Here is a 13700-nt window from a genome sequence, read left to right on the forward strand (position 1 = left end):
TCCCGGGCATGAGCGATTTCCGTGCCGCCCGCGACTTCCTCCTCGACGCCGACCCCGGCACCGCCAGGCGCGACTTCCGCTGGCCCAGACCGGCCGAGTTCAACTGGGCGCTCGACTGGTTCGACGGGGTGCTGGCCGCCGAGACCCCCGAGGCCGTCGCTCTCAAGATCGTCGGCGAGAGCAGCGCCTCCTACACCTTCGCCGAGCTGTCGGCCCGCTCCAACCAGGTCGCCAACTGGCTGCACGAGCAGGGCGTGCGGCGGGGCGAGCGGATCCTGCTCATGCTGGGCAACCAGGCCGAGCTGTGGGAGGCCCTGCTCGCCGCGATGAAGCTGGGCGCGGTCATCATCCCGGCCACCACGCTGCTGACCGCGAAGGACGTCACCGAGCGCATCCAGCGCGGCGGAGTGTCCCACGTCATCGCGAACGCGGCCGACGCCGGCAAGTTCGAGGCCGGCGAGTACACGAAGATCGCCGTGGGCGACGCGTTCGGCTGGCTGCCCTTCCACGAGGCGTACGAGGCGGGCACGTTCTTCGCCCCCGACGCGCCGACCAGGGCCGACGACACGCTGCTGCTCTACTTCACCTCCGGCACGACCTCCCAGCCGAAGCTGGTCGAGCACACCCACGCCTCCTACCCCACGGGCCACCTGTCCACGATGTTCTGGATCGGGATCAGGCCGGGCGACGTGCACCTCAACGTCTCCTCGCCGGGCTGGGCCAAGCACGCCTGGAGCAACGTCTTCGCCCCCTGGAACGCCGGGGCGACCGTGCTGATCCACGACTACAAGCGCTTCTCCGCGCCCGCGCTGCTGGAGGTGCTGCGCGACGAGCGGGTGACCACGTTCTGCGCGCCGCCCACGGTGTGGCGGATGCTCATCCAGGAGGACCTCACCGCCTGGAGGCTGCCCCTGCGCACGGCCGTCGCCGCCGGCGAGCCGCTCAACCCCGAGATCATCGACCAGGTCGCCAAGGCGTGGGGCATCACGATCAGGGACGGCTACGGGCAGACCGAGACGACGGCGCAGATCGGCAACGCGCCGGGTGAGCAGGTCAGGCCGGGGTCGATGGGGCGCCCGCTGCCCGGTTACGAGGTCGTGCTGATCGACCCGGTCACCGGTGAGCAGGGGGACGACGGGGAGATCTGCCTGCCGCTGGACGACCGCCGCCCCCTCGGCCTCATGTCCGGATATGTCGGTGGATCGGGCGACGCGATGCGCGGCGGCTTCTACCACACCGGCGACGTCGCCACCCGCGACCAGGACGGCTACATCACCTACGTGGGCAGGACCGACGACGTCTTCAAGGCGTCCGACTACCGCATCTCGCCGTTCGAGCTGGAGAGCGTGCTGCTGGAGCACCCGGCCGTGGCCGAGGCCGCCGTGGTGCCCGCCCCCGACCCGGTGCGCCTGGCGGTGCCGAAGGCGTACGTGCTGCTGGCCCCCGGCTTCGAACCCGGCGAGGACACCGCGAGGTCGATCTTCGAGCACTGCCGCAGGGAGCTGGCGCCGTACAAGCGGGTGCGCCGGATCGAATTCGACGACCTGCCGAAGACGATCTCCGGCAAGATTCGCCGCGTCGAGCTGCGCGTTCGCGAACCCCGCCGGGAATATCGCGAAGAGGATCTCAACCCATGACATGTCCGACAACGTGTCATTCACCCCGTGGGCGTTCTTACAGGTTGATCGGCTAGGCTCTGCCCCGTGCTCCCCACCATCGCCGACGTCCTCGCCCTGGAGACCGTGCGCCGCGGCAGCCCGCGCGTGGTCGCGGGCGCGGACCGGCTGGACACCAAGGTGCGGTGGGTACACGTCGGCGAGATCGCCGACATCGCCCATCTCCTGCGCGGCGGGGAGCTCGTGCTCACCACCGGCGTCGCGCTGCCCGAGGACCCCGAGAAGCTCGCCGACTACATCGGCGAGCTCTCCTCCGTCGGGGCGTCGGGGCTGGTCGTGGAGCTGGGCCGCAGGTTCGTCCGCGAGCTGCCGCGCGCGGTCACCAAGGCCGCCGAGGAGCACGGGCTGCCGGTCATCGTGCTGACCAGGGAGACCCCGTTCGTCCAGATCACCGAATCGGTGCACTCCCGGATCATCGACATCCAGCTCGAAGAGCTGCGCGCCTCCGAGCAGCTGCACGAGGTCTTCACCGAGCTGTCGGTCGAGGGCGCGTCGCCCGCCGAGGTGCTGGCACAGGTGGCCCGGCTGTCCGGCCGGCCCGTGCTGCTGGAGAACCTCGCCCACCAGGTGCTGGCCTGCGAGTCCGCGGGGCGCGACGCGGGCGCCCTGCTCGCCGGGTGGGAGACCAGGTCGCGGGCGGTCGCGCCGGCCGAGCGCACGGCGTACGATCCGGCCTCCGGCTGGCTGGTCACCACCGTCGGCGCGCGCGGGCAGGACTGGGGGCGGCTCATCCTGCTCTGCGACAGCAAGCCGTCACCGCGTGACATGGTGCTCGCCGAGCGGGCCGCCACCACGCTCGCCCTGGGCCGCCTGCTGGAGCGCCACCAGGAGTCGCTCGAACGCCAGGCCCACGGCACCATCCTCACCGGCATCCTCACCCACGCCTACGCCGACCCCGACGAGGCCGCCGCCCGCGCCCGCGCGGTGGGCGTGCCGCTCACCGGGCGGCGGCTGATCAGCGTGGTCATCCGGCCGACCGAGCACATCGACCAGGCACTCGACGGGCAGGCGCAGCTCGGCGAGCTGGCCGAGTGCACCGCCGCCGCCTGCCGCGACGCCCGCCTGCCCGCCCTCGTGGGCGCGCTCGACCAGGAGCGCGTGGGCGTGCTGCTGCCGCTCCCGCCGCGCACCCAGGCAGAGCCCGCGCTGACCGCGCTCGCCGAGCGGCTGCGCGGCCTGTGCGGCGCCGCGTTCGTGCTGGCGGCCGGCTCGGTCGTCGAGTCCATCAAGGACGTACGCCGCAGCTTCCTCGAAGCCGAGCAGGTCGCCGAGGTGGCGGTCCGCCAGCCCGACGGCCGCGCCTACTACCGCCTGCCCGATCTGCGCCTGCGCGGCCTGCTCCACCTGCTGCGCGACGACGCGCGGCTGCAGACGTTCGCCGAACGGGAGCTGGGCCCGCTGCTGGCCCACGACGCGCAGCGCGGCGGCGACCTGACCCGCATCCTGCGCATCTACCTCGACTGCGGGCGCAACAAGGCGGTCGCCGCCCAGAAGGCCCACCTGTCCAGGCCCGCCTTCTACGACCGGCTGCGCCGCCTTGAGCGCATCCTCGACACCGACCTCGACGACGTCGAGTCCTGCCTGTCCCTGCACGTGGCGTTACTGGCGCTGGAGTCCTTCCGCAGGGAGAACCGCTGACGCGCGCGTTCGTCGGGCGCGCAGGCAAACGCTCGTTTCTCGGCGGCGTTCAGAAACCCATGGCCTGACGGACCTCCTCCAGCGTCAGCACCGCCCGCTCGCGCGCCCGCTCGTTCCCCTCGGCCAGGATCCGGCGCGCGTCACCCTCGCCCAGCTCGGCCCGCCGCTTCCTGATCGGCCGCAGGAACTCGTTGACCGCCTCCGTCGTCACCCGCTTGAGCGTCGCCGCGCCGCCGTCGCCGATCTCCTCGGCCAGCTCGCGCGGCGACCGGCCGAGGCACAGCCCGGCCAGCGTGAGCAGGTTGGCCACCTCGGGGCGGCGCTCCTCGTCGAAGGTGATGTGCCGCTCGGCGTCGGTGCGCGCCTTCCTGATGAGGGCGGCGGTCTCGTCCTCGGTGGCCGACAGGGCGATGGCGTTGCCCCTGCTCTTGCTCATCTTGCCGCCGTCGAGCCCCTTGAGCAGCGGGTGCTCCCCCATCATGGCCTCGGGCAGCGGGAACACCGGGCCGTAGCGCTCGTTGAAGCGCCGCGCCACCAGCCGCGTCACCTCCACGTGCGGCAACTGGTCCTTGCCCACCGGCACCAGCGTGCCCTTGCAGAACAGGATGTCGGCCGCCTGGTGCACCGGATAGGTGAACATCAGCCCGCTCACCGCCCGCTGCGAGCTGTGCGCGATCTCGTCCTTCACCGTGGGGTTGCGCCGCAGCTCCGCCACCGACACGAGGCTCAGGAAGGGCAGCATGAGCTGGTTCAGCTCGGGGATCGCGCTGTGCTGGAAGATCACGGCCCGCGCCGGGTCGATGCCGACCGCGAGGTAGTCGAGCACGAGATCCGTGGTGTTGCGCCGGATCTCGCCGGGCGTGTCGCGGTCGGTGATCACTTGATAGTCGGCGACCAGCACGTACATCGGATATCGGCCCTGCAGCTCGACCCGGTTGGCCAGGGAGCCGAAGTAGTGGCCGAGATGCAGCGGCCCGGTCGGGCGGTCACCCGTCAGGACGACGTCGTTCATGGGATCTCTCCTGGGTCTCGTGCCGCCCCGGGAGAGGACCTCGCATGATGTGCAGGGCCGTCTCTGGGACGGCCCCCGCATGGGCGAATCAGCGGCCGTCTGTCGGCCGCCACCACATGCGGATAGAAGTCATATACGCATGGTACTGGAGGGCGATGTCAATCTCGTAACCTCTTTACCCAGTTGGCGCGTTCTCCTGCCTCGGGGTCCTTGATCTCGCCACTATGGTGCGGTCCCTTGCACCGCCCTATGGAGAGTTCATGTCTCGACGCACGATCGCCGGCGGCCTGGCCATAGCCGCGGCGCTCGCCCTCACGGCGCTGCCCGCGACCGCGGAACAGCGCACGGTCCGGTTCCCGTCGGCGAAGTTCCCGCTGGGCGCGCGACCCGTGCCGACCAAGGCGATGACCGCCGTCACGCAGGGCATCGACCTGTACGACGTGCAGGCGGGCTCCGCCACCGACGGCTACACGCTGACCGTCTTGATGCCCAGCGGCCGCGACTACGGGATGCAGCACACCGCGGAAGCCAAGGCCGCCGAAGTGGAGGCCGCCGGCGAGACGCCCAGCGTCCAGAAGGTGGTCAAGCCGGGCGTCGCCGACGCTCCCTCGCAGACCGTCTACATGGTCCGCGTCGGCATGTGGCCGCTGAAGGACAAGAAGAAGGCCGAGAAGGCCGCCAAGAAGCTCAAGGAAGCGGGCCTGAAGGTCAAGGTCGACTACCTCGGCGACGACGGGCTCAAGACCACCGGGCCGTGGAGCGCCAAGGTCGTCATGGTCGACTCGCGGATGTTCCGCGGCTCGTACGCCGCCTCGCTCGGCCGCAGCGTGGCCAAGCGCGAGACCGTCTCGTCGATGGTGAAGGCGGGCAAGGCGCTGGTCGGCGTCAACGGCGGCTTCTTCAACATCCACACCTCCAAGGCGCTGCGCGGCGAGCCGGTCGGCGCCTCCCTGGTCGGCGGCCGGCTGCTGAGCGAGGCCGTTCCCGGCCGCTCCGCCGTCGTGCTCAAGGGCCGTACCGCGAAGATCACCGAGCTGAAGACCGACGTCACCGCCGTCTCCCAGGACGGCACCAAGGTGGAGGTCAACGGCGTCAACCGGGCCGCCACCACCGACGAGCTGGTCCTCTACACCGAGGAGTGGGGCGCCAAGACCCCCTCAGGCGGCACCGACGCCGTCCTCGACGCCAGCGGCAAGGTCGTCGGCCTGCGCGCGTCCGGCGCCGCCGTCGCCGCAGGGATGCGCGTGCTGCACGGCAACGGCCTTGCGGCTGACTGGATCAACGAGCACGCCTGGCAGGACTGGACCGTCAAGATCGTGACGAAGGTCGTGGACCTGCGTACCAAGCGGGCGCTCAAGCTCACCCCCGACCTGCACGTCATCTCCGGCGGCGTGGGGCTGGTCCGCAACGGCAAGGTGAAGATCACCGCCAAGCGGGACGGGCACGACTCGATCAACATGATCCTCCGCCGCCACCCCCGCACCCTCCTCGGCACGACCCGCAACGGCAGCCTCATCCTGGCCACCATCGACGGCCGCCGCCCCGGCGAGACCGTCGGCGCGAACTTCGTGGAGGCCGCCCAGTTCATGCGCTGGCTGGGCGCCACCCAGGCCATCAACCTGGACGGCGGCGGCTCCACGGCCATGGTGGTCGGCAAGAAGGTCGTCAACCGCCCCTCGGACGGCGCGGAGCGCGCAGTGGGCGACGCCCTCCTGGTCCTCCCCAAGTAGCTCTCCGAAGCGCCCTAGGGCCCGCACCACCACGTACGGGTCCCTCACCCCCACGCAAAGGGACCCGCACCACTACGTACGGGTCCCTCACCCCCAACACACAAAGGGACCCGCAGCACCACATGCGAGTCCCTTTGGGCGTCCGGGCCGTCGCCTCCGGTCAGTCCTCGTCCTGGTGGACGAGGAGGACGAAGGTGCGGGCGTAGGAGAAGCCGCGCTCCGGGCGCGGCCAGCCGAGCCCGGCCAGCGCCTCCGAGGCCGCGTCGTGGCAGACGCCGCCGACGCGGACCTCCGCGACCTCCGAGCCCTGGCCGCCGCCGAAGAACAGCTTGACCCCCACCAGCTGCTCGCGATCGAACGCGCCCTTCAGCGAAGACGCCAGGGGAGGCAGCAGCGCGTGCTGGACGGCCCACCGCTGGACGGCGTCGTGCTCGTCACCCACGCCCCAGCCGTTGATGCCGCCGTGAATGGCATGCCAGCCGGGCAGCCCGTCGGGGTCGCCGGGGGCGAAGTGGGCGGCGTGGGAGCCGTCCTGCACGAGGAGTTCGAGCACGGCGCTGCCGGTCGTGTCCAGCCACATCCGCACGGCCTGGGCGGCGACCTGCTCGGGGGTGGAGCCGTAGCCGGTCACGCAGTCGGAGATCGTGGTCTCGCGCGGCCGGTCGACGTTGAGCACGAAGTCGAGGTCAAGGTGTGACGGGCGGCCGGTGTGGTCGGCACCGAGCACGACCGCGAGCGTGCCGGGCCCCTTGGCCATGCCGTCACGCACCTCCCAGGGCGCGCCCATGGCGGCGCCGAGCTGGGCGGCGACCATGCCGAGCACCACATCGTCCGCCGGTCGTCCACCGTCCATGCGCTGTCCCTCCTGCCGTGTCCACCTGATCGGCAGCCAGGCTAGCGGTTGTGACGATCTTCTTGTTGTTGCAGTAATGACTGCAATGACCGTAATATGGTGGCATGCACGACACCCCCACCGACGCCGAGCTGGACTTCGTCGACGACGTCGCGAGCTTCTTCGCCAAGGAGGGCATGCCGCTGATCGCCGGCCGCGTGATCGGCTGGCTGCTCATCAGCGACCCGCCGGAGCAGAGCGCCGCCCGGCTCTCCGAGGTGCTGGGCGTCAGCCGCAGCTCGATCAGCAGCGCGACCAGGCTCCTGACGCCCAGCGGACTGGTCGAGGGCGTGCGCCGCAGGGGCGAGCGGCAGGAATACTTCCGCATCGCGCCCGACGGGTGGAGCCGCATGCTGGCCGCCCGCTACGCCAAGACGGCCGCCTTCCGCGAGATCACCGAGGCCGGCCTGCGCGTGCTGGACGGCAGCTCCCCTGAGCGCCGCGAGCGCCTGGACAACGTCAACGAGCTCTACCGCTTCCTGGAGAGCGAGCTGCCGGCGCTGTGGCAGCGCTGGGAAGCCCACCGTGCCGCGAACGGGGGCGGCGGATGAGCGGGCCGCGCGGCACGTACCTGACCTTCCCCGAGGGGCGCCTGCACGTCCACGTCGCGGGCGACCCCGAGGCGCCACCGGTGGTGCTGCTCAGCGGTGCCGGCGTCGACAACGCGCTGCTGAGCTGGCGACGTCTCATCCCCGTCCTCGCGGCGGACCACTTCGTGCTCGCGCCCGACTGGCCGAAGCAGGGCAAGAGCCGCCCGTGGCAGGGCCGGGCCACCCACGAGCGCATGCTGCGCTGCGTCACCGACGTGCTCGATCACTTCGGCCTCGGCTCGGCCGCCCTGGTCGGCCTGTCGCAGGGCGGCGCGCTCGCGCTCGCCACCGCCATCGAGCATCCGGGCCGCGTGGACCGGCTCGTGGCGCTCGCCCCGGCCGGCATCCTGGCGTTCCCGCCCGTCGTGCATCAGCTCCTCTGGCTCACCGCCAAGCTGCCGCTGCTCAACAGGACGCTGCCGGGCGCGCTGCTCAGGACGCGCGCGCAGGTGGCGGCATTCGCCCGCCGGGCACTGTTCGCGGGGCCCGTACCGGACTTCGACGAGATCGTGGACGAGATCGTGGAAGAGGTACGGGCGGGCGGCGCGGGCTCGTCCGACTGGCAGAACGATTCCATCGGCCCCTTCCGCATGCGCGTCGACCTGCGCCCGCGCCTGCCCGAGATCACCTGCCCCGTCCTGCTCGTCCAGGGCGACAAGGACATCGGCGTGCCCCAGGCCCGTACGAGAGCCGCCGCCGCACTCATCCCCGGCGCCCGCTACGAGCTGCTGGAAGGCGTCGGCCACTGGTCGAACCGGCAGTGCCCTGAGCGGGTGAACGCGCTCGTCTCGGCGTTCCTGGCCGCGGGCGACGAGCAGACGACGAGCATGGACGACGTTGATCCTTTGGGCTAGTTTGCCCGGCATGAGGCTTCGTCGCGCATGGAGCGCGCTGTCGGCGGCTCTCGTCCTGGCCGCCCCGCTGCTCGTCCCGCCGCCCGCCCAGGCAGGCCCGCCCCGGCTCGGCTGGGAGCTCAAGGAGACCGGGGTGACCGCGCGCCTGCGCGGCCTGGCGCCCGTCAGCAGGGACGTGGTATGGGCCTCCGGCTCGGAGGGCGTCGTGCTGCGCACCGTGAACGGCGGCCGTACCTGGCGGAACGTCTCCCCGCCCGGCACCGAGGCGCTGCAGTTCCGCGACATCGAGGCGTTCGACGCGAACCGGGCCGTGGCGCTGTCCATCGGCGAGGGCACCGACTCGCGCGTCTACCGCACGGAGGACGGCGGGCGCACCTGGACGGAGACGTACCGGAACGACGAGCCGCGCGCCTTCTACGACTGCCTCGCCTTCTTCGACCGGCGGCACGGCCTCGCGATGAGCGACCCCGTGGACGGCCGCTTCCGCATCCTCGCCACCGACGACGGCGGGCGGAGCTGGCAGGTCCTGCCCCCGGACGGCATGCCGCCGGCGCTGCCCGGCGAGGCGGGGTTCGCGGCGAGCGGGCAGTGCCTGACCGTGGCCGGCGCGCGGGACGTCTGGCTGTCCACCGGCGGAGCCGACCGCTCTCGCGTGTTCCACTCGGCCGACCGGGGCCGTACGTGGACGGTCGCCGACACCCCGATCCCGGCGGCCGACCCGGCACGCGGGGTCTTCGCCCTCGCCTTCCGCGACCGGCACCGAGGCATCGCGGTCGGCGGCGACTACCGCCCAGAAGAGGCGTCACCCCACGCCGCCGCGATCACCCGGGACGGCGGCGCCTCCTGGCAGCCCGCCACCACGCCCCCACCCGCCTACCGATCGGGCGTCGCCTGGCTGCCCCACCTGCCCTTCGCCGCCATCGCCGTAGGCCCCTCCGGCAGCGACGTCTCCTGGTCGGCCGGCCGGAGTTGGCAGACCTTCGACACCGGCTCGTTCGACACGGTGAGCTGCACCCGCGACCTGGCCTGCTGGGCCTCCGGCGAATCCGGCCGCATCGCCCGCCTGGCGCTGCGATGAGCAGCCCCGCTACCGGACCTGTTCGACGACGAGGAGGGGCCGCCTCCAGACCCCTTCGACATCGAGGAGGGGCCGCCTCCGAACCCGTTCGACGCGGACGCGGCGAGGAGGCGAGGCGGAGGCGGCGAGGAGGCGCTAGGCCCGTTCCGTCCAATAGGCGAGCTGTTCCCTCGTCGAGCGCGTCACCGGATGGCCGGGGCCGAGCACGCGTTCCCTGACGGGGAGCAGCGCAGCGTACCGGTCCCTGGCACCCGCCGCGTCCCCCGCCTGCCCGGTCCAATAGGCCAGGTTGGCGCGGGCGGTCAGCGTGTCGGGGTGCTCGGGCCCGGAGGCTCGTTCGCGCAGCGGGAGCAGGGCGAGGTACGCGTCCCTGGCCGCCGCCGGGTCGCCCAGCTCACCCGTCCACCGCGCCAGCTCATGACGGACGGTCAGCGTGTCGGGATGTTCCGGACCGAGTACCCGCTCGCAGATCGGCAGCAACGCCGCATACAGGTCGCGCGCCCCCTCCGCGTCCCCCGCCTGCCCCGTCCAGTACGCCAGGTTGTGCCGCGTCGTCAGGGCGTCGGGATGGTCGGCGCCGAGCACTCGTTCCCGCACCGGCAAGAGCGCCGCGCACTGGATACGCGCGGTCTCCGGGTCGCCCGCCTGCCCGGTCCAGAAGGCCAGGTTGTGCCGGGTCGTCAGCGTGTCGGGGTGTTCGGCGCCGAAGGCGTGCTCGTGGCGTACCAGCAGCTCCGCGTACTGGTCGCGGGCCGAGACCGCGTCACCCAGCTCGCCCGTCCACCGCGCCAGCTCGTGCCGGGTGAGCAGGGTGGCGGGGTGCTGGGGGCCGAGCACGCGTTCCCTGACGGGCAACAGCGCCGCGCAGTGGTCACGGGCCGCCGCCGGGTCGCCCGCCTCGCCGGTCCACAACGCCAGGTTCGCCCAGGCGGCCAGCGTGTCGGGGTGGTCGCGCCCCTGGACGCGCTCGCGCATGGGCAGCAGCGCCGCGTACATGTCCCTGGCCGCCGCCGCGTCCCCCAGCTCACCCGTCCACCGCGCCAGCTCATGACGGACGGTCAGCGTGTCGGGGTGGTCGGCGCCGGACACCCGCTCCCGTACGACGAGCAGCGCCGCGTACATGTCCCTGGCCGACGCCGCCTCGCCCAGCTCACCCGTCCACCGCGCCAGCTCATGCCGGGTGATCAGCGTGGCCGGATGCTGTGCTCCCTGTACCCGTTCGCGAACCGGCAGCAACGCTGCATACCGGTCGCGCGCCGCCGCCGGGTCACCCGCCTCGCCGGTCCACAACGCCAGGTTCGCCCGAGCGGCGAGCGTGTCGGGGTGCTCCGTTCCCTGCACCCGCTCCCGGATGGGCACGAGTTCGGCGTACATGTCCCTGGCGGCCGCCGCGTCCCCCAGCTCACCCGTCCACCGCGCCAGCTCGTGCCGGATGGTCAGCGTGTCGGGGTGTTCGGCTCCCTGCACCTGCTCACCGATCGGCAGCAGCTTCGCGTACTGCCACCGCGCCGACGCCGCGTCCCCCAGCTCACCCGTCCAGCGCGCCAGCTCGTGCCGGATGGCCAGCGTGTCCGGATGCGTGGCCCCGAGCTCCAGCACCCGCAGCGGCAGCAGCTCCGCGTACATGTCCCTGGCCGACGCCGCGTCACCCAGCTCACCCGTCCAGCGCGCCAGCTCGTGCCGGGCGGTCAGCGTGGCAGGATGCTCAGGCCCCAGCCGGGCCGCCAGCGCCGCGCAGATCTCCTCATACAGCGCCCGCGCCGTCCGGTAGTCGCCGCTCGCTCCCAGGTACTGCGCCGTCTTGTCCATGCCGGCCGACACCGGCGTGAGCACCGTCAGGATGTGCGGCAGCAGCTCGGCGTACCGGGGCCAGGCGGCGGCGTCGAGCGGGTCCGCCGGCAGCACCGACTCCAAAAGCACGGCCGCGACGTCCCGCCACCGCTGCTGCTCGGGCGGCGGGAGCTGGTCGAGGGTGACGGCCTGCACCAGCCGGTGCACCGAGACCAGGCCGTCAGCGGGATGGCTGATCAGGCTGTGCCCGCGCAGCGCGCTCACCGCCGCGTTCACCGCCAGCGGGTCGCGCGGCAGCTCCTGGAGCACCATCACCGCACTCAGCCAGGGCCGCACCTCACGCACCCGCCGCAGCCGCGTGCTCGGCAGCCGTCCGTACGCCCGCTGCCTGCGCAGGTCGGCCGCCAGCACCTCACGCGGCGCCCGCCCTTCGAGCGGCGACAGCAGCAGCTGGTACGGGATCGGCTCGTGCGAGCAGCACGCCAGCACCCGCAGCAACGCGATCGCCTGCGGGCTGGTGCGCTCCAGGTTGCTGAACGACAGCTGCCACGTCGTCGTGACCCGCTCCCGATGCCCCCACGGCTGCCCCTGGGCCAGCAGCTCGGCCCGCTGGTCGTGCAGCAACTCCAGGTACTCGGCCGGCCGCAGCCCCGTCTCCGCCATGAACGCCGCCGCCTGCTCCAGTGCCAGCGGCAACGCGCCCAGCTCCGCCACCACCGCCGCGGCGGTCACCGTGTCCTCTTGCCCTGACCTCGCCAGCACCAGCTCCGCCCCCGGGCCCGGCTCCAGCACCGGCACCTCCAGCCCCTGCTCCGGCGGCCAGCTCCCCGACCTGGTGGTGACCACCACATGCCCGGGCCCCGCCGGCGGCAGATACCGCCGCACCGTCCCGGCATCCGGCGCATTGTCGAAAATCAGCAACCAGGGTTCCGTACGCGCGGCCAGCGCCGCATGCACCTGATCCACCGGATCGGCCGCGTCGGCCGTCTCCCGCAGCCCCAGCAACGCCGCGAGCCGCGCAAAGGCCGCCGACAACACCGCAGAATCGTGCGCCGGCAGTTGCCAGACGAGCTGATAGTCACCCTGATGCCGATGGGCGTACTCAACGGCCACACTCGTCTTCCCCACACCACCGAGCCCGTGCAACGCCACCACACTCGGCCGCCCAGGCCCCCGCCGCAACCTCTCCCTGACCTCGCCGATCACCTCGTCCCTGCCCAGCAGCAGCGGCGGCCGCGGCGCAAGCTGCACCGGCCGCGTCGGCACCTGCGGCCGCGACTCCAGCCGCACATCCCCCGCCACGTCCACCCGCCCCACGTTGACGGCCGTCGCCCCATCACCCGTCATAGCCACTCCCGGATTCCCCTCTCCAACGGAAATGGAACGGTCCAATTGTCCTGATTCGCCACCCGCTCCCGCACGCGGCGGCATCCCCGGCATCCGTATGGCCATCACCGTCACCACCACCAACCCCACACCCCCGACGGCGATGCTGAGCAAGCTGTCCATCTCATCCAGCACCCTGAGCACCGACCCCGGCACCCCGAACATCTCAGCGACGATGTCCACAATCCCCGCCAGCACCAACGTGCACGCAACCGGAGCAACCGTCCACGCAAGGACCCGCAACCGCCGCCGCCGCCGTCTCACCTGCGCCGACGCCTGCCCCGAAGTATGAGAACCCGTCACACTCCCAGAGTGACCCGCCCACCACCCCACCGCCACCAGAACTTCACCATGTCCGAAAAACCCCAGCTCTGACGCCGTAACCCCACCCGGCAAGATCGCGTGAATCCTCCGAAAGAGCACAAGTCACCCCAGAACCGCCGACCTCTGGAAAGGAGCCCTGACAGGGCCGCCGCGCGCCGCCTGGCGAGGAACTGGGCACCCCAGCGCTGAGTGGCGGCCCAACCACAAGGTCCGCCCCGCACACGAACACCAGGCAAGCACCCGAGGACCGCACCGCCCGAACCCCAAGAACCGAGTACCCCGAACCCAAAACCAGCACCCAGCAAGCACCCCGCCACTCGAACCCCGAAAACCAGCACCAGCCCCGAACGCCGGCACCACCGAAGAAGCCCCGGCTCCCGAAGAGGACGAGCGGCCACCCGAAAGACCACAGCCCTCCAAAACCCGCACCCGAAAAACAGCGACCCCCGAAAACCCCCGCACAGACGACGACACCGCGACCTCCCCAACAAGACCGGGAACACGCCGAAAACCCGCCGCCATCCGACAACCAACCCTGGCCATGCCGAAAAAAGAGGGGGGTCATGCGGAAAAAGAAGAGGTCCGGACATGCGGAAAGGGCCCCAACACCCCGCAAGGCGTTGAGACCCTTCCCTAAAGATTGTCCGGCGGTGACCTACTCTCCCACACCCTCCCGAGTGCAGTACCATCGGCGCAGGGAAGCTTAACTTCCGGGTTCGGAATGTAACC

At 71.8% G+C, this 13700-nt stretch carries 10 protein-coding genes and 1 rRNA gene; 7 read left to right on the top strand and 4 right to left on the bottom strand.

The window, feature by feature from the left end; all coding sequences use genetic code 11:
- Nucleotides 1–8 precede the first annotated feature (8 nt).
- Nucleotides 9–1637 carry an AMP-binding protein gene (locus tag AB0K12_RS32255; RefSeq protein WP_364569600.1) on the top strand — a complete coding sequence of 543 codons (1629 nt, stop codon included), beginning with the start codon at nucleotides 9–11 and terminating at the stop codon, nucleotides 1635–1637.
- 66 nt (nucleotides 1638–1703) lie between these two features.
- Complete coding sequence (locus AB0K12_RS32260; protein ID WP_364569603.1) at nucleotides 1704–3314, top strand: PucR family transcriptional regulator ligand-binding domain-containing protein; 1611 nt, start codon at nucleotides 1704–1706, stop codon at nucleotides 3312–3314.
- Between the two features lie 49 nt (nucleotides 3315–3363).
- Here the strand turns inward: AB0K12_RS32260 and trpS are convergent, their stop codons facing one another.
- Nucleotides 3364–4326, bottom strand: coding sequence for a tryptophan--tRNA ligase (gene trpS, locus AB0K12_RS32265; protein ID WP_364569606.1), 963 nt, complete (start codon nucleotides 4324–4326; stop codon nucleotides 3364–3366).
- Between the two features lie 260 nt (nucleotides 4327–4586).
- Between trpS and AB0K12_RS32270 the strand changes: the two genes are divergently transcribed.
- Entirely contained in the window at nucleotides 4587–6056 is a 1470-nt protein-coding gene (locus AB0K12_RS32270) for a phosphodiester glycosidase family protein (protein ID WP_364569609.1), read from the top strand.
- A 160-nt stretch (nucleotides 6057–6216) separates the two neighbouring features.
- Here AB0K12_RS32270 and AB0K12_RS32275 read toward each other — a convergent pair whose 3' ends face one another.
- The gene (locus AB0K12_RS32275) at nucleotides 6217–6909 is read right to left on the bottom strand and encodes a DUF6348 family protein (RefSeq protein ID WP_364569612.1); all 693 of its coding nucleotides are present in this window, start codon (nucleotides 6907–6909) and stop codon (nucleotides 6217–6219) included.
- Nucleotides 6910–7013: 104 nt separating this feature from the next.
- Between AB0K12_RS32275 and AB0K12_RS32280 the strand changes: the two genes are divergently transcribed.
- Genes AB0K12_RS32280 through AB0K12_RS32290 form a run of 3 tightly spaced genes read left to right on the top strand, consistent with a single transcriptional unit; the run spans nucleotide 7014 to nucleotide 9470 of the window.
- Nucleotides 7014–7499, top strand: coding sequence for a MarR family transcriptional regulator (locus AB0K12_RS32280; RefSeq protein ID WP_364569615.1), 486 nt, complete (start codon nucleotides 7014–7016; stop codon nucleotides 7497–7499).
- Nucleotides 7496–8392 (top strand): alpha/beta hydrolase, encoded by an 897-nt coding sequence (locus AB0K12_RS32285; RefSeq protein WP_364569618.1) that lies wholly within the window; start codon nucleotides 7496–7498, stop codon nucleotides 8390–8392. The genes AB0K12_RS32280 and AB0K12_RS32285 overlap by 4 nt, the downstream gene beginning before the upstream one ends.
- Nucleotides 8393–8402: 10 nt before the next feature.
- Nucleotides 8403–9470 carry an oxidoreductase gene (locus tag AB0K12_RS32290; RefSeq protein WP_364569621.1) on the top strand — a complete coding sequence of 356 codons (1068 nt, stop codon included), beginning with the start codon at nucleotides 8403–8405 and terminating at the stop codon, nucleotides 9468–9470.
- 135 nt (nucleotides 9471–9605) lie between these two features.
- Here the strand turns inward: AB0K12_RS32290 and AB0K12_RS32295 are convergent, their stop codons facing one another.
- Nucleotides 9606–12608 (bottom strand): tetratricopeptide repeat protein, encoded by a 3003-nt coding sequence (locus AB0K12_RS32295; RefSeq protein ID WP_364569624.1) that lies wholly within the window; start codon nucleotides 12606–12608, stop codon nucleotides 9606–9608.
- Nucleotides 12609–12705: 97 nt separating this feature from the next.
- Between AB0K12_RS32295 and AB0K12_RS32300 the strand changes: the two genes are divergently transcribed.
- Entirely contained in the window at nucleotides 12706–12939 is a 234-nt protein-coding gene (locus AB0K12_RS32300; RefSeq protein ID WP_364569626.1) for a hypothetical protein, read from the top strand.
- A gap of 674 nt (nucleotides 12940–13613) precedes the next feature.
- Here AB0K12_RS32300 and rrf read toward each other — a convergent pair.
- Nucleotides 13614–13700 (bottom strand): 5S ribosomal RNA (gene rrf, locus AB0K12_RS32305); the annotation flags it as partial.

The organism is Nonomuraea sp. NPDC049419 (genome assembly GCF_040676995.1).
Taxonomy (GTDB): domain Bacteria; phylum Actinomycetota; class Actinomycetes; order Streptosporangiales; family Streptosporangiaceae; genus Nonomuraea; species Nonomuraea salmonea.

Excerpts from the sequence above, each read along its gene's own strand:
- AB0K12_RS32255 (WP_364569600.1), top strand. The coding sequence starts at position 9 with ATGAGCGATTTCCGTGCCGCCCGCGACTTCCTCCTCGACGCCGACCCC.
- AB0K12_RS32295 (WP_364569624.1), bottom strand. The coding sequence starts at position 12,608 with ATGACGGGTGATGGGGCGACGGCCGTCAACGTGGGGCGGGTGGACGTG.
- AB0K12_RS32285 (WP_364569618.1), top strand. The coding sequence starts at position 7,496 with ATGAGCGGGCCGCGCGGCACGTACCTGACCTTCCCCGAGGGGCGCCTG.
- trpS (WP_364569606.1), bottom strand. The coding sequence starts at position 4,326 with ATGAACGACGTCGTCCTGACGGGTGACCGCCCGACCGGGCCGCTGCAT.
- AB0K12_RS32300 (WP_364569626.1), top strand. The coding sequence starts at position 12,706 with ATGGCCATCACCGTCACCACCACCAACCCCACACCCCCGACGGCGATG.
- AB0K12_RS32275 (WP_364569612.1), bottom strand. The coding sequence starts at position 6,909 with ATGGACGGTGGACGACCGGCGGACGATGTGGTGCTCGGCATGGTCGCC.
- AB0K12_RS32270 (WP_364569609.1), top strand. The coding sequence starts at position 4,587 with ATGTCTCGACGCACGATCGCCGGCGGCCTGGCCATAGCCGCGGCGCTC.
- AB0K12_RS32280 (WP_364569615.1), top strand. The coding sequence starts at position 7,014 with ATGCACGACACCCCCACCGACGCCGAGCTGGACTTCGTCGACGACGTC.
- AB0K12_RS32290 (WP_364569621.1), top strand. The coding sequence starts at position 8,403 with ATGAGGCTTCGTCGCGCATGGAGCGCGCTGTCGGCGGCTCTCGTCCTG.